Annotated in this window: 24 protein-coding genes and 1 tRNA gene; 18 read left to right on the top strand and 7 right to left on the bottom strand. The window is 50.5% G+C overall.

Translation table 11 applies throughout. The annotated features are described in order from the left end of the window. Positions 1-12: 12 nt before the first annotated feature. Complete coding sequence (locus ABC502_RS07760; RefSeq protein ID WP_345915461.1) at positions 13-231, bottom strand: helix-turn-helix transcriptional regulator; 219 nt, start codon at positions 229-231, stop codon at positions 13-15. A gap of 89 nt (positions 232-320) precedes the next feature. Between ABC502_RS07760 and ABC502_RS07755 the strand changes: the two genes are divergently transcribed. Continuing rightward, a complete protein-coding gene (locus ABC502_RS07755; protein WP_345915460.1) occupies positions 321-1,028 on the top strand; it encodes a S24 family peptidase in 708 nt (235 codons plus the stop codon). Here the strand turns inward: ABC502_RS07755 and ABC502_RS07750 are convergent. Continuing rightward, complete coding sequence (locus tag ABC502_RS07750) at positions 1,025-1,411, bottom strand: type II toxin-antitoxin system YafO family toxin (RefSeq protein ID WP_345915459.1); 387 nt, start codon at positions 1,409-1,411, stop codon at positions 1,025-1,027. The genes ABC502_RS07755 and ABC502_RS07750 overlap by 4 nt on opposite strands. Before the next feature lie 7 nt (positions 1,412-1,418). Then, complete coding sequence (locus tag ABC502_RS07745; RefSeq protein ID WP_345915458.1) at positions 1,419-2,018, bottom strand: hypothetical protein; 600 nt, start codon at positions 2,016-2,018, stop codon at positions 1,419-1,421. Positions 2,019-2,493: 475 nt separating this feature from the next. On the opposite strand from ABC502_RS07745, the gene ABC502_RS07740 reads away from it, so the two are divergent. From ABC502_RS07740 to ABC502_RS07665, 16 genes are all read left to right on the top strand, one after another. Then, positions 2,494-2,790, top strand: coding sequence for a hypothetical protein (locus ABC502_RS07740; protein ID WP_345915457.1), 297 nt, complete (start codon positions 2,494-2,496; stop codon positions 2,788-2,790). Then, positions 2,790-3,452 carry a helix-turn-helix domain-containing protein gene (locus ABC502_RS07735; RefSeq protein ID WP_345915456.1) on the top strand — a complete coding sequence of 221 codons (663 nt, stop codon included), beginning with the start codon at positions 2,790-2,792 and terminating at the stop codon, positions 3,450-3,452. Before ABC502_RS07740 ends, ABC502_RS07735 begins: the two co-directional genes overlap by 1 nt. Then, complete coding sequence (locus ABC502_RS07730) at positions 3,431-3,796, top strand: hypothetical protein (RefSeq protein WP_345915455.1); 366 nt, start codon at positions 3,431-3,433, stop codon at positions 3,794-3,796. Before ABC502_RS07735 ends, ABC502_RS07730 begins: the two co-directional genes overlap by 22 nt. Further along, positions 3,793-3,924 (top strand): hypothetical protein, encoded by a 132-nt coding sequence (locus ABC502_RS07725; protein ID WP_345915454.1) that lies wholly within the window; start codon positions 3,793-3,795, stop codon positions 3,922-3,924. The genes ABC502_RS07730 and ABC502_RS07725 overlap by 4 nt, the downstream gene beginning before the upstream one ends. 13 nt (positions 3,925-3,937) lie before the next feature. Continuing rightward, entirely contained in the window at positions 3,938-4,360 is a 423-nt protein-coding gene (locus ABC502_RS07720; protein ID WP_345915453.1) for a DUF1566 domain-containing protein, read from the top strand. 33 nt (positions 4,361-4,393) lie between these two features. Then, positions 4,394-4,756, top strand: a complete 363-nt coding sequence (locus ABC502_RS07715) for a DUF1566 domain-containing protein (protein WP_345915452.1) — start codon at positions 4,394-4,396, stop codon at positions 4,754-4,756. A 33-nt stretch (positions 4,757-4,789) separates the two neighbouring features. Beyond that, positions 4,790-5,152, top strand: coding sequence for a DUF1566 domain-containing protein (locus tag ABC502_RS07710; RefSeq protein WP_345915451.1), 363 nt, complete (start codon positions 4,790-4,792; stop codon positions 5,150-5,152). Positions 5,153-5,185: 33 nt separating this feature from the next. Further along, positions 5,186-5,548, top strand: a complete 363-nt coding sequence (locus ABC502_RS07705) for a DUF1566 domain-containing protein (protein ID WP_345915450.1) — start codon at positions 5,186-5,188, stop codon at positions 5,546-5,548. A gap of 180 nt (positions 5,549-5,728) precedes the next feature. Further along, a complete protein-coding gene (locus ABC502_RS07700) occupies positions 5,729-6,052 on the top strand; it encodes a hypothetical protein (RefSeq protein ID WP_345915449.1) in 324 nt (107 codons plus the stop codon). Between the two features lie 229 nt (positions 6,053-6,281). Then, on the top strand, positions 6,282-7,337 hold the full coding sequence (locus tag ABC502_RS07695; protein ID WP_345915448.1) for an RNA-directed DNA polymerase: 1,056 nt from the start codon (positions 6,282-6,284) through the stop codon (positions 7,335-7,337). Continuing rightward, on the top strand, positions 7,334-7,657 hold the full coding sequence (locus tag ABC502_RS07690) for a hypothetical protein (RefSeq protein WP_345915447.1): 324 nt from the start codon (positions 7,334-7,336) through the stop codon (positions 7,655-7,657). The genes ABC502_RS07695 and ABC502_RS07690 overlap by 4 nt, the downstream gene beginning before the upstream one ends. Further along, positions 7,654-9,288, top strand: coding sequence for a phage N-6-adenine-methyltransferase (locus tag ABC502_RS07685; protein WP_345915446.1), 1,635 nt, complete (start codon positions 7,654-7,656; stop codon positions 9,286-9,288). The genes ABC502_RS07690 and ABC502_RS07685 overlap by 4 nt, the downstream gene beginning before the upstream one ends. Next, positions 9,285-9,854: a 3'-5' exonuclease gene (locus tag ABC502_RS07680; protein WP_345915445.1), complete on the top strand. Its 570-nt coding sequence runs from the start codon at positions 9,285-9,287 to the stop codon at positions 9,852-9,854. The genes ABC502_RS07685 and ABC502_RS07680 overlap by 4 nt, the downstream gene beginning before the upstream one ends. After that, on the top strand, positions 9,851-10,216 hold the full coding sequence (locus ABC502_RS07675; RefSeq protein ID WP_345915444.1) for a hypothetical protein: 366 nt from the start codon (positions 9,851-9,853) through the stop codon (positions 10,214-10,216). Before ABC502_RS07680 ends, ABC502_RS07675 begins: the two co-directional genes overlap by 4 nt. A 148-nt stretch (positions 10,217-10,364) precedes the next feature. After that, the gene (gene ssb / locus ABC502_RS07670) at positions 10,365-10,880 is read left to right on the top strand and encodes a single-stranded DNA-binding protein (protein WP_345915443.1); all 516 of its coding nucleotides are present in this window, start codon (positions 10,365-10,367) and stop codon (positions 10,878-10,880) included. Positions 10,881-11,098: 218 nt separating this feature from the next. Next, the gene (locus tag ABC502_RS07665; RefSeq protein WP_345915442.1) at positions 11,099-12,268 is read left to right on the top strand and encodes an integrase; all 1,170 of its coding nucleotides are present in this window, start codon (positions 11,099-11,101) and stop codon (positions 12,266-12,268) included. Positions 12,269-12,375: 107 nt separating this feature from the next. Here the strand turns inward: ABC502_RS07665 and ABC502_RS07660 are convergent. From ABC502_RS07660 to apbC, 4 genes are all read right to left on the bottom strand, one after another. Next, positions 12,376-12,452 (bottom strand) — tRNA-Pro (locus ABC502_RS07660). A gap of 75 nt (positions 12,453-12,527) precedes the next feature. Next, on the bottom strand, positions 12,528-13,106 hold the full coding sequence (locus tag ABC502_RS07655; RefSeq protein ID WP_345915441.1) for a glutathione S-transferase family protein: 579 nt from the start codon (positions 13,104-13,106) through the stop codon (positions 12,528-12,530). A 182-nt stretch (positions 13,107-13,288) separates the two neighbouring features. After that, a complete protein-coding gene (dcd, locus tag ABC502_RS07650) occupies positions 13,289-13,888 on the bottom strand; it encodes a dCTP deaminase (RefSeq protein WP_330089020.1) in 600 nt (199 codons plus the stop codon). Positions 13,889-13,950: 62 nt separating this feature from the next. Then, positions 13,951-14,922: an iron-sulfur cluster carrier protein ApbC gene (gene apbC, locus ABC502_RS07645; RefSeq protein ID WP_345915440.1), complete on the bottom strand. Its 972-nt coding sequence runs from the start codon at positions 14,920-14,922 to the stop codon at positions 13,951-13,953. A gap of 161 nt (positions 14,923-15,083) precedes the next feature. On the opposite strand from apbC, the gene metG reads away from it, so the two are divergent. Then, positions 15,084-17,138 carry a methionine--tRNA ligase gene (gene metG, locus ABC502_RS07640; protein ID WP_345915439.1) on the top strand — a complete coding sequence of 685 codons (2,055 nt, stop codon included), beginning with the start codon at positions 15,084-15,086 and terminating at the stop codon, positions 17,136-17,138. Positions 17,139-17,159: the final 21 nt, after the last annotated feature.

The raw sequence follows: 17,159 nt of genomic DNA, 5'->3' as shown, positions 1-17,159 counted from the left end.
AGGTTGGTATCCTTAAGCTACATGTTCGGAAGGCGGAAAAACATCGTCGAAACAACAAGAGACGCCAGCTGATTTCAGCGCTGAAACAATTAAACGGCAGTCATGAAGGCTTGGCATTCTCGCACCGCTCTCGTAATTAGAGATTCGACCCTGACTTTGCCATCCACATAGTTTGGCCAGATCGGCTTGAGTGATACCTGCTTTCTCTCGCCACTCTGTGATTCTGTTCATTATGAGAACCCCGTTAAAACACATTTCGTGTTATTAAAAATCACAAAACGTTGTTTGTCAAGCATCACAGAGCGTGATTAAATATGCTTATGAATACCAAAACAGTATCCAAAAGAATCGTTGAGGCCAGAGAAGCTGCTGGATTAACGCAAAAAGAACTGACAACCAAGATTGGTTGGGGTCAGTCTCGCCTTTCAAATTATGAACGTGGTGAACGTGAGCCAAAGCTTGATGATCTAAAAGCCATTAGTAAAGCTTTAGGTATTAAAATTTACGACCTGCTGGACAGTGAAACTGACCATCAAAATATTGATAAAAATAAAAATTATACCTTAGGGTCTTTCGACCCATGGGATAGCAACACCCCGCTTGGTGATGATGAAGTTGAGCTCCCCTTTTACAAGGAAGTGGAATTGTCTGCAGGGAATGGCAGTATTGTGGAAAAAGAAAAGAAAGGTTTTAAGCTAAGGTTCGCCAAGTCGACACTGCGGCGCTACAACATTCAACCCGAGCTGGCCGCCTGCGTTACCGTTACCGGCACCAGTATGGAGCCAGTTCTGCCAGACCAGGCCACCGTTGGCATTGATACCGGCAACACCAAAATCAAAGACGGTGATATGTACGCGCTGGACCATGAAGGCCTGCTAAAAGTGAAGCGGCTGTATCGATTGCCTGGTGGAGGTATTCGGATCCGAAGCTTCAACCAAGATGAATACCCAGACGAAGACTACCCCGCAGAACATGCTGTGCACATCAAAGTCCTTGGCCGCGTTTTTTGGTACTCGGTGCTGCGCTAACCAAAGTGATCATTGCAAATGTCAACTAAACCACGCATAAAGCTAAGGTTTTGTGCTGTAAAATGTGCTTGCGGATCAATGATGGCGATCAATAAATAGTGGTTGTAATCATAAGGGCTGGAGGCATACACAAGATGCTTGTCACTGGTGCGGTGGTAGAGCTCTTTCTTTACCTGTTCATATTCTCGGTAATCTTTGAGCGTTAGCAAATGAACATGCCTGAGATTAAACTCGGTAACAGATGGTGGTCTGTGATATGGGACATCACGACCAAAAGACCAATACCTGTTGTTTTGCTTGTATTCTTTGAACGTTTCAATTAGTGATTTTGCCGAGTGGCAATTTTGGTTTGAAAAACCGCCGCAGTATAAATCAACCTTCATCCAGTACTCAGCTCATCATGGCTTCAAAGTGTGCTGCTGAATCTTTGGCAAGCGCAGCAACATCTTCATCAGACAAGAATGAGCCAGTGATATCAACATGAGTTAAACCAGTCTGGTTTACCAAATTAGTCAGCTCAGAAAAGAAGCGGCCACCTTTAATCAATGACTTTCTTAACAGCTGGGCATTCGCAAGGGCTTCAATATCAGGACCACGCTTCAACACATGGCTTTCAAACCCGGATATTTTAACGTCCATATCATCCATGATTGAACGGGTCATGCCATCAGCACGAACCACGAACTCGGCAAAATCAACTTTGTGCTCTTGTTGAAACGATGCCAGGAACTCTTTAAAGGAATCGATATCCTCATAAAACGAGTAAATCGCTTTATTGGCCTCATCAATTAGATTTAAAAAATCCAACTCACGCAGAAAGGAAGCGGCCGTATCAATGGCTTGCTTCTCCGCCTTAAAATCAGCGTCATTAATGCTGGTTTCAGCAGAGATCTGCTTAATGGGAGTAATAACTTTAGCCATAACCTGGTCGCTGCCTTGGTTAGGCGCAAAGAAGGTATTCATAATCATGATGATGGCATTAAGCTTCATGGTTCATCCTGTTTCACTGCGAGCACGTAGAAAATTCTACGGATAAAGCGGCTGCAGATTATAGCAATCGCAGCGCTCACATCAATTTATATCGACCAAAAACGCAAAAATTGCAAAAATTCGCTCAATTAAGTTGTACACCTTTCTGAACTAAAAATCCACAAATCACCGGCTTTCACTGGTTGTACCATGACAACTGGTCTGACCACAACAACAAAAACACGATTCGTGTTGACACCTAAAACACAATACGTGATATTTAAAGCACGATATGTGTTTTGAGCATCACAATGAAACCACTCACCGACTACATCAACCTGAAACCAAAGCGCGAGAATTGCACCTTTGTCGTTGTGCTGGCCGTGGTGGCCTTGCTGATGCTGTGTGCCGCATTGATCTGGGGGTAACCATGATTGCATCAACACTAACCCAGGCCTGCCAGGCCAAGGCAGCTGCAGCAAAGCAAGGAAGTCTTATGAGCATAAAACCGCACCAGCAAGGATGGCAGTTGGTGAACCGCATGCACGATTTAACCCTGCGCCAGCGCGCTGGCCTGGCCATGGCCTACGAATGGCACCGGGCATTCCCGCGCAGCCACGATGACTACTGCTTTCAACCTATCCAGTTTGAAATTCACGGCATTCAGGAGCCTGGTCGCGGCGCTGCCCTGGCTATCGAGCTGCAGCAAATGGGGTTACTACAAAGCCATGAGGGCCGGTTTTGGATCAGTCAGGCAGGCTTGAACATGATGAAAATGGTGGAGGAAGTCTGATGACTGCATTACGCATGAGAAAACCCGACGAACTGAGTGCTGCAGAGCTGCGCCTACTGGAGTTTGCCAGCACCAAGCAGCGCAGCCTGAAAGCTATTCGCCAGCACCTAGCGCTAACGCCACAAGCCACCAGCCAAATGCTGACCAAACTGGTCGAACTGGAGCTTATCACTTACCAGCAAAACGGCATGTACCGCACCCGCAGCCGTGATGTGGCGGCTTGCATTGCAGCCAATGAACAGACGGCAGCAACTGCACCAAAGCAGCCCGCTGAAGCGCCCCAGGCATCAAATGATGCACCAGAGCAGCAGGAAGCTGCACCAGAAACAGCACCGGCAGCCATCTACGACATGGCCCCACTAATGGGTGATGAAGAAGTGATCGACATCGATGCCGCCGAGCCACCACAGCCCAGTTCACGCCAGGCCGCCATCGCCGCAGAGATTGAAGCGCTGAACCTGATGGTTACGCCTGCCCTACCGCCCGTTGAAAAGCTGGATGACAAAATGCTTGCCCTGGAGCGGCTGCGCAATAACTTCCTGAAACCGCACGGCGCCAGCGAGCTGACAGCTTGCATCGATGAAATCATTGCAGATCTGGCAGAAATCCAGCTGCACCAGAATCGCAAGGGGGGCGAGCTATGTTTGCAGTCTTTGGTGTAAGTGTCGAAAAAGCCCGGTCAATGGCCCTAAAAAAGACCAAGCGCACTGTGGGAAAAGGCCAAACCCTACGCACGTTAACCGATGCGGAGTACCAGCAGGCGCTGGCCGAGGCCACCGAGAAGTTCATGCGGCAAATGAAGCCGGTGATTCTGAGCCCTGAATACAGCACGCCGGCCATTGCCGAGCAGTTCAAAGCCATGGCTCTGCAGGGGGGGGTAAAACGCGCCGAAGTGCGGATCAAGGCCCCTATTCAATCCAAAGACAAGAAAGGCCGTCCACGCACCAGCAAAAGCTGGATGCTGTACGAACCTGGCCGCGACTACGAGCTTAAGGGGGCAATGTGAGCGTTGAAACTATTTACCTGGTGATGGTGAACGGCAACCCAGTGTATTCAAGTCGCAGAAAAAGTGCGGCGGAAGAAGAAGCGAAACTTCAGGGCGGGATTGTTACGCCTGTTTATCTACACAGCTAACCAAGGAAGCAGCATGACAACTATCAACATTAAGGCTGGCAAAGTCAGTATCACATTAAACGATAGCAGCGAATCCGTTCACGGCGTTGATTTTACGGCGGTAACTGGCCAGCAGCCTGATCTGGAGTGGAGCGCCACGCTACTGGATGGCGAATCAGTCACCTATGAAAAGGCTGAGAAAGCTGTTGCCGAGCTGGGTGAATGTTGGCGTTTGCCTACCCGGCAAGAGCTGGAGTCTCTGCTCGACCTCACTCGCCATGAACCAGCCATCGATACAGAAAAGTATCCGGACACTAAGAGTACGTACTACTGGACAAGCACGCCCTGCGCTTGGAATTCAGCGGCCCGCTGGGTCGTCTATTTCGGCAACGGTGATGTCCTTGACCATCCCCAGGACTACCACGCCTGTGTTCGGGCGGTTCGCGCCAGTCAGTAACTTTGTTTTTTGTTAATCAATGAGGAAACACCTATGGAACAGTTCGAAAAAAATGAAGATGGAACAGTGACGGACACCAAGAACGGTCTGATCTGGTCGAAAACTCTGGCTGAAGATGTCGATTTAAGCGATGCAGAAAAAGCAGTTGCGGAACTCGGTGATGGATGGCGATTGCCAACTATTGATGAGCTGCAGCTTATTGTTGACCGGTCAACGCATTCCCCAGCTGCCAACGAAGAAATATTCCCGGATACGAAATCTGACTGGTACTGGAGCAGCACTCCCTGTGCCTGGAATACAGCGGCCCGCTGGGTCGTCCATTTCGGCTACGGGTCTGTCGGTGACGATCACCTAGCCTACTTCGCCTGTGTTCGGGCGGTTCGCGCCAGTCAGTAACTTTGTTTTTTGTTAATCAATGAGGAAACACCTATGGAACAGTTCGAAAAAAATGAAGATGGAACAGTGACGGACACCAAGAACGGTCTGATCTGGTCGAAAACTCTGGCTGAAGATGTCGATTTAAGCGATGCAGAAAAAGCAGTTGCGGAACTCGGTGATGGATGGCGATTGCCAACTATTGATGAGCTGCAGCTTATTGTTGACCGGTCAACGCATTCCCCAGCTGCCAACGAAGAAATATTCCCGGATACGAAATCTGACTGGTACTGGAGCAGCACTCCCTGTGCCTGGAATACAGCGGCCCGCTGGGTCGTCAGTTTCGGCGGCGGTGTTGTCGATGTCAATCTCCGAGGCTACTACGCCTGTGTTCGGGCGGTTCGCGCCAGTCAGTAACTTTGTTTTTTGTTAATCAATGAGGAAACACCTATGGAACAGTTCGAAAAAAATGAAGATGGAACAGTGACGGACACCAAGAACGGTCTGATCTGGTCGAAAACTCTGGCTGAAGATGTCGATTTAAGCGATGCAGAAAAAGCAGTTGCGGAACTCGGTGATGGATGGCGATTGCCAACTATTGATGAGCTGCAGCTTATTGTTGACCGGTCAACGCATTCCCCAGCTGCCAACGAAGAAATATTCCCGGATACGAAATCTGACTGGTACTGGAGCAGCACTCCCTGTGCCTGGAATACAGCGGCCCGCTGGGTCGTCGATTTCTACGACGGTCATGTCGGTGACGGTCTCCGGGGCTACTACGCCTGTGTTCGGGCGGTTCGCGCCAGTCAGTAGTTTTTGATTTTTTGGGGTAATGTGATGACGGCTAACAAGTTACCAGAAATTGCGAGAAAGGCGGAGCGCCTTACTGTGGATATTGAAAATGCAGTAAGAGGTTTTGCCCGGTATCAAAAATACACCCTTGGAACAGACCTTAGACAAGCAGCAATGCTGGTAGTTAAGGTGTGCAACAGAGTGTGGCGTGACCGGGGCCGTCAACATTATTGGGTTACTGAACTGATTTGGGCTGTAGATGAGTTAAAGCTATCTCTGCAGCTTGCCAGCCAGCTTAAAGCTTTTAAGAGTTTTAAGCAGTTTGAGGCCATTATCCGGTTAGCGGATGAGGTTGGCCGTTGTGCTGGCGGCTGGAAGCGTTCATTGCGTGAAAAGAGTCAGAATTCGGCGGGCCAGCTATCGCCGGAGCGTGCTCAGATACTGAGTGGCCGTTACACCTCAACAGAGCCGGGGTTAAATCAAGACAACATCATGCTACCTGGGAGGATGTGTGATGGCGTATAAAGTTAACGGCAACACAGCGGCCCGCTGGGTCGTCAATTTCAACAACGGTAATGTCAATGACAATCACCAAGACAACAACGCCTGTGTTCGGGCGGTTCGCGCCAGTGAGTATCAATGCAATGAACCCGTTTCACTAAAGCACATCTACGATGCTTGGGTAAAAGCCCGGAAAGGCAAAAAGCCAAGCTCAAATCAGTATGGATTCGACACCAACTGGGCTAGCCAGCTATTGCAGTTACAGCAAAGCGTGAATGACTGCACTTGGCAGCCAATGCCCAGCACCTGCTTTATCGCGGTCAGGCCAAAAGCCAGAGAAATTCATGCCCCGGACTTTTCTGATCGGGTTGTGCATCACTGGCTGGTTCCTCAGCTTGAAGCTTTGTGGGAGCCAGCATTTATCCATGACAGCTATGCCAACCGCAAGGGCAAAGGTTCACATGCAGCGGTAACCAGGCTCCAACAGTTTATCAGGCAAGTGCCGGATGCATGTTACCTGCAGCTGGATATCCATAATTTCTTTAACTCCATCCATCGGCCTACGCTGTGGGCCATGCTGAAAAACAAGTTGATCAAAGCCAGTGCGCCAGCACAGGTGATGCATGCAACCCACGCACTGCTGAAGCATCATCCGTTAAAAGCAGGTGCTAAATATCACTGCTCAGCCGAAGAACGTGCCGCAGTTCCTATGCATAAGCGACTTGAAAATTCAGCCCGGGGCTGTGGCCTGCCGATCGGCAATCTTAGCTCTCAGTTTTTTGCCAACGTTTATCTAGATGCTCTGGATCAATTTGTTAAGCACGAACTGAAAGCAAAGCGCTACCTGCGGTATGTAGACGATTTTGTCCTTATCCACCAGGACAAAACGCAACTGACACAGTGGCAGCACCAGATAGAAGAATTCATTGCCGCCAGCCTGCAGCTGAAACTCAAGCAAGATATCAGATTGAAGCCATTAACCGATGGTGTTGATTTCCTCGGCTACGTAGTAAGGCCAACGCACACATTAACCAGGCAGCGGGTCGTTACCCATTTCAAAGAAGCCCTTTCGGCCTGGGAACGTGACCACGTCACAAACGAGCTTATCAAGGCGACACCTGAAAGCCTCAGAAACATCAAGTCTGTAATATCCAGCTACATGGGCCACATCAAACAAGCAAGCAGCCAGCGCCTGATCAGGAAAATAGTACAGCGGTATCCGTGGATCAACGCTGCATTGGCAAACCGAAAATTTGACTACCGGCTTGAGGGCCAGTTAATCGAAATATCTATAGGGGATAACGCATGAGCTTTTCAACAGTAACTACTCGCACTGCTCGTAAGGAGCACAAGTGCGAATTCTGTGGCAAACCTATCGCTAAAGGCGAGAGCTACCAGAGTGTTTTCATTGCTAATGAAGGATCTGCTTACAGTTATAAGCTGCATATGTTCTGTGACGACATTTGCAACACAGAAGCCAGGGAGGCTGATGAATATTCAACTCTTGATTTTCTGTTCGATTGTGCCAGAGACAGGGTTACCTACGTAAAAGACAACGCTGATATGGCTGACTATTACGGCGTAACTGAAGAGCAGATCAGCTTTTTATTTGGCGAGGTGGCTGCATGAACCAGTACACCCAATCATTAGCGGCCCTAAAAGCCCAGCCGGCCCACCTGCTGAAAGAAGTAGGCGACCAGTGGCAAACACCCCCAGCGTTGTTTTGGGGCATCAATGCTGTATTTGGCCCCTTCGTGCTGGACCTGTTCACGGATGGAGAGAACAGCAAGTGCCCGAAGTTTTACACAGCTGATAACAACGCCCTGGTACAAGACTGGGCAGCGGATCTGGCCGGTGGTAAAGCCTTTGGTAACCCGCCCTACTCGCGCAGCAGCTACGACGATGATAAAACCCCAATCACCGGCATGCGCAACATCATTGCCAAAGTGATGGCCGAGCGCGATAAGGGCGCCAAGATTGTCCTGCTGCTTAAATCCGCCACCAGTGAAGTCTGGTGGCCAGAGGAAGCGGATCATATCGCCTTTGTTCGCGGCCGTATCAGCTTTGATCTGCCAGCCTGGTTTGTGCCGGCTACCAAAAAAGACCAGGCCAGTAGCGCCGGGTTCGCCGTTACCATTTGTGTGTTCGATAAGGAGTGGCGCGGCCAGCCAATGCAGTACATCGAGCGTGACACTCTGGTGGCCCAAGGCAATGCTTTGATTGACATGATCGAGCAACGCGCCAGCGAACTGGCTCAACAATACGCCAGCGCCACCATTGAATCGCGGCCCGATGATGCAGAGCCAGGCGAACCATCAAGCAATCCTTGTCAGTTGCCAGAGCCAGACGAACTATCCGGAAACTCCGGAGAGTTGCCAGAGCCTGAGTTGTCATCTGATGGTGTACAACTGGAAGCCCATATCGAGGAAAGCCACGAAATGGTAGAGCCAGATGGTACCGACATCGATGGCGGTACCAAAGCGCCAGAGTTAATCACGCTGGAGTTTACCAGCGAACAGCTGGAAGAGCAGATCGAAAGCGGCAAGCTGCCATTTAGCAGTAACCACCTGATGCTGATGTTCCAGCTGAAACTTATGTTTGGCGCTCAACCAACCTACACCAGCAAGCAGGTTAAAGCTGCCATTCTGGCGTATGACGAACCAGAAATGGTTAGCAAAACCGAACAGGAACCGGCAGCGCAGCCTGATCCCGAAGTGCAGCCTGAACCAGCTTCGGTTGAACCACCAGCCAAAGTGGCCAAGAAAAGCCAGGATCGGCATGACCTGTATGAAGTGCTGAGTATTCCAGAACCACTACGCAAAATGCTGGAGAAGTTAGATGACTGGTCACTGCGTGGGGATAATGTTTGGATAAAAGGCAAAGAGCATAAAGAGGCCCCGCGAATTCAAATCGAGTGTGATGGCAACTTTAAAAAGGGCTATTGGTACCGGCCCAGCCTGATTGCTTTCGTTAATGCAGAACAAATTGGCACATTCACCCATTGGGATGATGCTGTTGCAGCGATTGATGCCAAACAGAATGAAGCGCAAACACCAAAGGGCGAAGACCACCCATTCTTTAGTGGCTTTTATGCAGGCCACCCAACTTACACGCAAACCGTGCCCGACAAAGTAGCCAGGGTAAAAACATTTACCTTGGAACAGTGCGAGGCCGCTTTGAAACTGCCACACCTGCAAAGCACCGTTGTTGCTGCAGTCGAAGCCAGGATCCGGAAATTGCAAAAGGAACAAGCAGCATGAACAACCTAATGATCGACATTGAAACACTGGGCACCGGCAAGAACGCTGTCATTATCAGCCTGGGGGCCGTGTTCTTCTGCCCCGAAACCGGAAATCTTGGCGCAGGGTTTTACCAAACCATCACCCGGGGCAGTTGCGAGCTTTACGGCCTGGAAGCAGACGAAGATACCGTGCGCTGGTGGAGCGAGCAATCAGCCGAAGCGCGGGCCGTACTCACCTGCCCCGATGCCGGTGATTTGGATGATACCTTGCGTGAGTTTGCTGGCTGGCTATGGGAAAGCACCGAGGAAGGTTCAGATATTCACGTATGGGGCAACGGCCCGAGTTTTGATAACGCCATACTGGCCAACGCCTACAATCGATGCAATGTAAAACTACCATGGAAATTCCGCCACGAGCGCTGCGTTCGCACCATCGTTGCCCTGGGACGTGAGCTGCTGGGTATCGACCCGAAAAAGACCATCGAACGCAAGGGCACCCATCACCACGCGCTGGCCGATGCAGAGCACCAGGCGCTTTATGTCAGTGCTGTTTATCAGGCCTTGAAGGCCAAGGTGGCAGAATGAAACCAGATTACAAAACAATTTATTTAGTGCCGACTGATGTTGAAGCTGGTCAGGTTACTTATTCCTGGTGTGACTGCCCAACACCAGGCGAAGGCATGCGCGAAGAAGATGCCACGCGCTATGTGCGGGAGGACTTGGTGCCGGCCAGCAATCAAGTGCTGGCTCTGCGCATTGCGGAGCTTGGGAGCTGGCTAATTTTCCAATACCTGATGGCTACATGGTTTGCCACTCATGCGACAACCCAAGCTGCTGTAATCCAGGCCACCTATTCCTTGGAAACGCCCGATCTAACTTCACTGATATGGTGCGCAAGGGGCGCGCTCAACTTAGGAAAAACAAGGCTATTGGCGAGCGAAATGTAAACTCAAAACTAAATGCCGAAAAGATTGCTGAAATTAGGAACAATTACGCATCTGGTGCGGCCACTCAATATCAACTAGCTAAAACATACGGCGTTTCACAGCCCACTATAGGCTGCATCGTGAGGCGCGAAACTTGGAGACACATTTGATGGCTAACGACTTAAACCAATGTAACTTCATCGGCAACTTAGGCGATGACCCCACAGTAAGATACATGCCAGATGGTGGCGCGGTTGCTAATTTCAACATCGCATGCGGCTGGAAAACCAAAGAGAAGGAAGGCACTGAATGGATCCGCATTGTGGTGTATGGCCGACTGGCTGAGATATGCGGCGAGTATCTTCGAAAGGGATCAAAGGTGTTTGTGTCCGGTCGATTTAAAACCCGTAAGTGGCAGGACAAAGACGGCATCGAGCGCTACACCACAGAGATTATCGCCAACGAAATGCAGATGCTGGATGGTCGGCAGGATGGCCAGTCAAATGGCAGTCAAGGACAGAAGCCTCAGCAGCAAAGGCCTGCACAACAAGCTGGTGGTTATCAGTCAAATGGGCCGACACAGCGCCAGCCAGCTCCGGCAGGATACCAGGGCCCGCAAGCACGGCGCCAGCAGAAGGCCCCGATGCATCCGCCGGTCGATTTTGATGATGATATTCCGTTCTAAGCTACGGGAGGGATTATGGGAGTTAGAAAGCTGAAGCCCAGCGAATACATTGATGAATTTTACCCGGGGTCTGGGTACACCACCCAGACTGTCCGGAACTGGGCCCGTAAGGGTAAGCTGCGATTTGAAATGACGCCAACGAATCGTATGCTGATCATCGTGGATAATGGCGGCAGATCTTCTACAGTAGATAAACTTGTCGGGATGTTGGAAAGCTGATGGCACCGAAAAGAAGAACAGATCAGAACAAGGACCTGCCGGTTGGCCTGCACCGAAAGATCGTGCGCGGTAAAGAGCGCTTTGTTTTTATCCGTGAAGATGGAACTAATAAGTGGCTGCCGGCCGGAGTGAGCAGAGCTGATGCCATAGCGGCAGCCCATGCCTACAACAGCAAGTACCGTTATCCTGATACGGTTATTTCTGAACGGGGCAATAAGTACAACAAGCGTTTATCTGACTGGGTGCCAGTTGTGCTGGAGCGGGTGAAAAAGGAAGAATCATTGAGCGACAACGCCATGAGTACTTTTGAAATGGATTGCCAGCGCTTACTCGAGTTGCATGCCGATGTTTACAGTAACCAGGTTTCACTGCTGCATGTTAACCAGTTCCTGGAAAAATTCTGTGCCGGCAAATCGAATAACGTCTACAACCGCAAGATCAGCTTTTTGAAAAAAGTATTTGATTACCTCTGCGATATGTCTGCAATGAGTACCAACCCTGCAGAGTTGAAGAAGGTAAAACCCAAAGCGACAAAGACCAGGCAGCGTCTTTCGATCGATGCCTGGCAGGCCATCCACGATGCAGCACCAGCATGGCTGCAAATTGCCATGCGACTGGCATTGCAAACCACGCATGCCGTGCTGGAGATTTCCCGCGTCAAATACCGGGACTGTGAAATGTTTGATAGCCCAGTGCTGCAAGATGGTTTAATGGTGTACGGTGTGATGCGGATCCACCGGCAAAAGGTCCACAAAAAAGAAGCCAGCCGGGTAGCAATACCCATCACCCAGCAACTGAAATCAGTCATTGATGATTCACGCGACACCGTGTTTAGCCCCTACGTGGTGCATAAGGTTAAAACAGACAGCAATCCAATTGCCAAAGGCCTGACGCATGAAACCCAGCTGACTACACGGCTGATCAGCTCGACGTTCAGCGATTTGCGGGACGAACTGGGGTTGTATAAGGAGCTTAACAAAGAAGCAAGGCCAACCTTTCACGAAATCCGAGCGCTGGCCATCCATCTTTACACGCAGATTGGTGTGGATCCACAAGCCAGGGCTGCACACACCGATGCCAAGTCGACAAAAATTTATCAGCGTGATCATGTGCAGTGGGTGGAAGTACCAGCAGCTGAAATCATGTTGGACAGGGTAAATAATGCCTAATTTGAAAATACTGTATATTGGTGCGGATTTGGTGCGGATTTGGTGCGCCCTACTACACACCCAAATTGCAGGCACAAAAAAACCTGTTAAAAAACAGGTTGTTTTGTTGGTCGGTACGAGAGGATTTGAACCTCCGACCCCTGACACCCCATGACAGTGCGCTACCAAGCTGCGCCACGTACCGACTTAGCGCCTATCATACGGATTATCGGGGGAAAATCAATGCTGCAGCGGCTGACTGCAGCAATTTTAGGCAGTGTCAGCCGGCTTGGCGTGGATCACTGCTGGCAACACCAGGCTGCTGCTGATTCTGACTTAAAAATTGCTGCAGCGCCGGAAAGGATCCCAGTGGCCATAGATTACGAAATGCGATCCAATCCAACAGGCAGTAAAGACAGATAGCAGCGTAATTCCAGTCATTGAATGCCTGGTCTCGCACTTGCTGCTCCAATACTGCCAACACTTCAGCAACCCGCTCACGCTGCAGATTGAAAAACAACTTATCGTCATTGGTATCAAAGCCTGAGCGCTGGCAGATCAACAGTTCTACCAGGGAGTCATTGGCAGCATTAATCAGTATGATCTGGTTTTCCTGCGGCCAGCTTAAGGCAGGTAATTGCAGTTTGTGACAGAGATAACGGTAAATCAAACCAGAATCGAAAATAACCTGGTCGCCATCGACCAGCATCGGTATTTTGCGGGTAGGATTGAGCCGGATCAGGGTGGCTCTGTCTTGTTCAGCAAAAATATTCAGGTTGACAAACTCATAGGAGGTATCCGCCAGCAACATCCGGATACGACGCACATAAGGTGATGGAACAGACCCAAAAAGTTTCATAGCGGCTCCTTTCATGCAACAGGTTACAAAATAAAAAACGTTAAGTATTTATGCGCTCACTCTTGCCAGACTATGCAATTTTATTGCATAATCATCACGCTTCATTTTTGCTTTATTGCTTATCTTTGGCCCATGCTCTGCATGGGCTTTTTACTTTCTGAGCAACCACGCTTCTCAGCCTGTTATAACGCAGGCCCTTTATCGTCTTCACCAATCCGACTGGCTACGGCGCCAGTTTGCTGTTTGTATTTGGCATCATCCCGCTTGTTGTAGGGCCGCTCGGCTTCGCCGGTCATTAACTCAAAGTTCAAGGCACCGATCTTCATATTGGGCCGTAACGCCAAAGGCAGTTTGCCGCTGTTGTAAAACTCCAGCACGATATTGCCAGACCAACCCGGGTCAATACGGTGCGCGGTGACATGCACCATCAGGCCAAGCCGCGCCAGGGAAGAGCGACCATCCAGCCAACCAACAATATCTGCCGGTAAAGTCACTGACTCCAATGTTACTGCCAAAGCAAGCTCGGCCGGGTGCAGAATAAAAACACCGTCGTCAGCAATTTCTATTTCATCACTCATTACGGAGTTCAGCGCTTTATCCACAGCCGCACGTGGGCCGCTTAAATCAATGTACGGGGCGGCATGGGCCTGAAACACCCGAAACTTATTGCCCAGGCGAATATCTACGCTGACCCCACTGATCATGTCCTTATCTGGCCTTGGTTCAATGCAAATTCGTCCTTCGTCCAGATAACGCTCTATATCACGATCACATAATCTCATGCTTGGTTTCCATGGTTTTGGCCTTTGCAGCCAGTCATTATTGCTAGTATTCGTCTTATCAGCTAGTCGTCGGTAAACACAATTTCAGGGCGATGCTGCTTGCCCGGCAGTGCTGCCAGTTGCTCTATTAGTTGTTGTGCCATCTGCAGGTAAGGTAGGCACAAGGCATCATCAGCCGGGTCCTCACTTAGCAGCAACGGTACCCCCTGATCGGCATGCTGCCGTACCCGACTGTGCAGCGGCAATTGCGCCAATACCGGTAGCTGGTAACGCTGTGCCAAGTGCTTGCCACCATCGGTGCCAAAAATAGCTTCCTGGTGGCCGCAGGCGCTGCATTGATAGTAACTCATATTTTCTACCAAACCGAGTACCGGAATCGACACCTGCTCAAACATGGTAATGGCTTTTTGCGCATCACTCAGCGCCACATCCTGCGGTGTGGTTACAATCACCGCGCCAGTGACTGCCAGTTTTTGCGATAAAGTCAGCTGAATATCCCCAGTGCCTGGCGGCATATCAACAATCAGGATATCCAGCTCTGGCCATTGGGTTTCATGGATCAGCTGCAACAAAGCCTGGCTGGCCATAGGGCCTCGCCAGACGGTGGCTTTTTCCGGCGCAATCAAAAAGCCGATTGATTGCACCGCCAGGCCACCAACCTGCTGCGGCAGCATGGTTTTGCCATCCGGGCTATCGGCTTTGGCCTGCTCCAGCCCCAACATGATTGGAATGGATGGTCCATAAATATCTGCATCCAGAATACCGGTACGCAGCCCTTCGGCTTGCAGCGCCATCGCTAAGTTGACTGCTGTGGTCGATTTGCCCACCCCGCCTTTACCGGACGCCACCAAAATCAGTTGACGCACCTGTTGAAAGGCATAGTCTGGTGCACTGTTTTGGGGTGCAGAAGCCGTGGCCGTATTCCTTACAGCTGACGCCTGCTCAGCACTGGCTGGTGGTGGCGTTGCCTCATTGTTGGCTTGCTTGGTTGTATTCGTGGGCCCTGGACGCTTTGAAGAAAACCAATTGAACATGCAGCTTGTTCCTTTTCTACTTTTTTGTGCCTTGCTTTGGGTTACTTTGTAAAACAAAGCACTTTTTAGGCGGTATCGGCTCCCAATGGGATGCGATTATGCCGCAGGTATTGTATCATCCATCCATTAATTTTCCTGTATTTTGCCAAGAGTTATCATCGATGTCGAAACGCCAGATCCTGATCACCAGTGCTTTGCCTTATGCCAATGGTCCAATCCACCTTGGCCACCTGCTGGAATACATTCAGACCGATATCTGGTCGCGCTTTCAAAAAGGTCGCGGCCATGAGTGCTACTACGTGTGTGCCGACGATGCCCATGGCACTCCCATCATGCTGAAAGCCCAGCAGCAAGGCATCAGCCCGGAACAGATGATTGCCCAGACCAGCATTGAACATCAGGCAGATTTTCAGGAGTTTGGCGTTGCCTTTGATCAATACCACTCCACCCACAGCCCGGAAAACCAGGAACTGGCCAATCTGATTTATCAGCGACTGGATGCGGCAGGCCACATCAAGCGTAAAACCATCAGCCAGTTGTTTGATCCGGAAAAGCAAATGTTCTTGCCGGACCGCTTTATCAAAGGCGATTGCCCCAAATGCGGTGCGCTGGATCAAAATGGCGACAGCTGTGATGTCTGCGGTGCCACTTACAGCCCGACCGATGTGAAAAATCCACGCTCGGTGATTTCCGGTGCTACGCCAGTGCTGAAAGACAGCGAGCATTTCTTTTTTGATTTGCCTGCTTTTGAGCAGATGCTGAAAGACTGGACCCGCAGCGGCTCCTTGCAGGAGGAAATGGCCAATAAACTGCAGGAATGGTTTACCGATGGCTTGCAGATGTGGGATATCAGCCGGGATGCCCCCTACTTTGGCTTTGAAATTCCGGGCGCTCCTAACAAGTTTTTCTATGTCTGGCTGGATGCCCCTATCGGCTACCTGGCCAGTTTTAAAGCCTTGTGCCAACAACAAGGTCTTGATTTTGATGCGTTCTGGTCCAAAGACTCAACGGCTGAGGTCTACCACTTTATTGGCAAAGACATTATCTATTTCCACAGCCTGTTTTGGCCCGCCATGCTGGAAGGCGCTGGTTTTCGTAAACCAAATGCGGTTTATGCCCATGGTTTTGTCACCGTCAATGGTGCCAAGATGTCCAAGTCCAAGGGTACCTTTATCAAAGCCCGCACTTACCTGGATCACTTAAACCCGGAGTACCTGCGCTATTATTTTGCGTCCAAACTAACCGCTGCTATTACCGATCTGGATTTAAACCTGGATGATTTTGCCCAAAAAGTGAATGCCGATCTGGTGGGTAAAGTGGTGAACATCGCCAGCCGCTGCGCCGGCTTTATCACCAAGCGTTTTGACAGCACCCTGGCCGGCACTCTGGCTGAGCCTGAGCTGTTCAGCGAGTTCACCGCCGCCGGTGAGCGTATTGCCAGCCATTACGAAAAGCGCGACTACGCCCGCGCTATCCGCGATATTATGGCACTGGCTGATAAAGCCAATCAGTACATCGATGCCAAAGCACCCTGGGTGCTGGTCAAAGATGACAGCAAGCAGCAGGAAGCCCACGACGTTTGCTCGATGGGACTGAACCTGTTCCGGGTGCTGATGCACTATTTAAGCCCGGTATTACCACAGATGACCGCGCAATCTCAGGCATTTTTGCAGGATAATTTCGGCTGGCACAATTACCAGCAAGCCTTGCTTAACCACAGGATTGAGCCATTCAAAGCACTGATGCAACGGGTAGAACCCGCAAAAGTAGCTGCCATGCTGGAAGCCTCGAAAGAAAACCTGCAACCGCAAGCGGACCAAACAGCGCCGGCAAAAACTGCCACTAAAACAGATGCAGCAAAGCCAGTGCAAGCGATTGAACCGATAGCCGACACCATCAGCATTGATGATTTTGCTAAGATTGACTTGCGGGTAGCACGCATTGCACACGCCGAGCCGGTTGAAGGCGCTGATAAGCTGATCCGATTGGAGCTGGATATTGGCAGCGAAACACGTCAGGTCTTTGCTGGTATAAAGTCAGCGTACGAGCCGGCGGATTTAATCGGCCGCTATACCGTGATGGTGGCCAACCTGGCACCACGTAAGATGCGCTTTGGCCTGTCCGAAGGCATGGTACTGGCGGCAGGCCCTGGCGGCAGCGAGCTGTTTATTTTATCCCCGGACAGTGGTGCCACCGCCGGCATGCGCGTTAAATAAACCCAACCAGAACAGGGAGCC

This window comes from Alkalimonas sp. NCh-2, assembly GCF_039631345.1.
Taxonomy (GTDB): domain Bacteria; phylum Pseudomonadota; class Gammaproteobacteria; order Enterobacterales; family Alteromonadaceae; genus Alkalimonas; species Alkalimonas mucilaginosa.
Note: the sequence above shows the minus strand (reverse complement) of the source record. Positions and strands in the feature narration are given on the sequence as shown.

Excerpts from the sequence above, each read along its gene's own strand:
- ABC502_RS07760 (WP_345915461.1), bottom strand. The coding sequence starts at position 231 with ATGAACAGAATCACAGAGTGGCGAGAGAAAGCAGGTATCACTCAAGCC.
- ABC502_RS07755 (WP_345915460.1), top strand. The coding sequence starts at position 321 with ATGAATACCAAAACAGTATCCAAAAGAATCGTTGAGGCCAGAGAAGCT.
- ABC502_RS07750 (WP_345915459.1), bottom strand. The coding sequence starts at position 1,411 with ATGAAGGTTGATTTATACTGCGGCGGTTTTTCAAACCAAAATTGCCAC.
- ABC502_RS07745 (WP_345915458.1), bottom strand. The coding sequence starts at position 2,018 with ATGAAGCTTAATGCCATCATCATGATTATGAATACCTTCTTTGCGCCT.
- ABC502_RS07740 (WP_345915457.1), top strand. The coding sequence starts at position 2,494 with ATGAGCATAAAACCGCACCAGCAAGGATGGCAGTTGGTGAACCGCATG.
- ABC502_RS07735 (WP_345915456.1), top strand. The coding sequence starts at position 2,790 with ATGACTGCATTACGCATGAGAAAACCCGACGAACTGAGTGCTGCAGAG.
- ABC502_RS07730 (WP_345915455.1), top strand. The coding sequence starts at position 3,431 with ATGTTTGCAGTCTTTGGTGTAAGTGTCGAAAAAGCCCGGTCAATGGCC.
- ABC502_RS07720 (WP_345915453.1), top strand. The coding sequence starts at position 3,938 with ATGACAACTATCAACATTAAGGCTGGCAAAGTCAGTATCACATTAAAC.
- ABC502_RS07715 (WP_345915452.1), top strand. The coding sequence starts at position 4,394 with ATGGAACAGTTCGAAAAAAATGAAGATGGAACAGTGACGGACACCAAG.
- ABC502_RS07710 (WP_345915451.1), top strand. The coding sequence starts at position 4,790 with ATGGAACAGTTCGAAAAAAATGAAGATGGAACAGTGACGGACACCAAG.
- ABC502_RS07705 (WP_345915450.1), top strand. The coding sequence starts at position 5,186 with ATGGAACAGTTCGAAAAAAATGAAGATGGAACAGTGACGGACACCAAG.
- ABC502_RS07690 (WP_345915447.1), top strand. The coding sequence starts at position 7,334 with ATGAGCTTTTCAACAGTAACTACTCGCACTGCTCGTAAGGAGCACAAG.
- ABC502_RS07685 (WP_345915446.1), top strand. The coding sequence starts at position 7,654 with ATGAACCAGTACACCCAATCATTAGCGGCCCTAAAAGCCCAGCCGGCC.
- ABC502_RS07680 (WP_345915445.1), top strand. The coding sequence starts at position 9,285 with ATGAACAACCTAATGATCGACATTGAAACACTGGGCACCGGCAAGAAC.
- ABC502_RS07675 (WP_345915444.1), top strand. The coding sequence starts at position 9,851 with ATGAAACCAGATTACAAAACAATTTATTTAGTGCCGACTGATGTTGAA.
- ssb (WP_345915443.1), top strand. The coding sequence starts at position 10,365 with ATGGCTAACGACTTAAACCAATGTAACTTCATCGGCAACTTAGGCGAT.
- ABC502_RS07665 (WP_345915442.1), top strand. The coding sequence starts at position 11,099 with ATGGCACCGAAAAGAAGAACAGATCAGAACAAGGACCTGCCGGTTGGC.
- ABC502_RS07655 (WP_345915441.1), bottom strand. The coding sequence starts at position 13,106 with ATGAAACTTTTTGGGTCTGTTCCATCACCTTATGTGCGTCGTATCCGG.
- dcd (WP_330089020.1), bottom strand. The coding sequence starts at position 13,888 with ATGAGATTATGTGATCGTGATATAGAGCGTTATCTGGACGAAGGACGA.
- apbC (WP_345915440.1), bottom strand. The coding sequence starts at position 14,922 with ATGTTCAATTGGTTTTCTTCAAAGCGTCCAGGGCCCACGAATACAACC.
- metG (WP_345915439.1), top strand. The coding sequence starts at position 15,084 with ATGTCGAAACGCCAGATCCTGATCACCAGTGCTTTGCCTTATGCCAAT.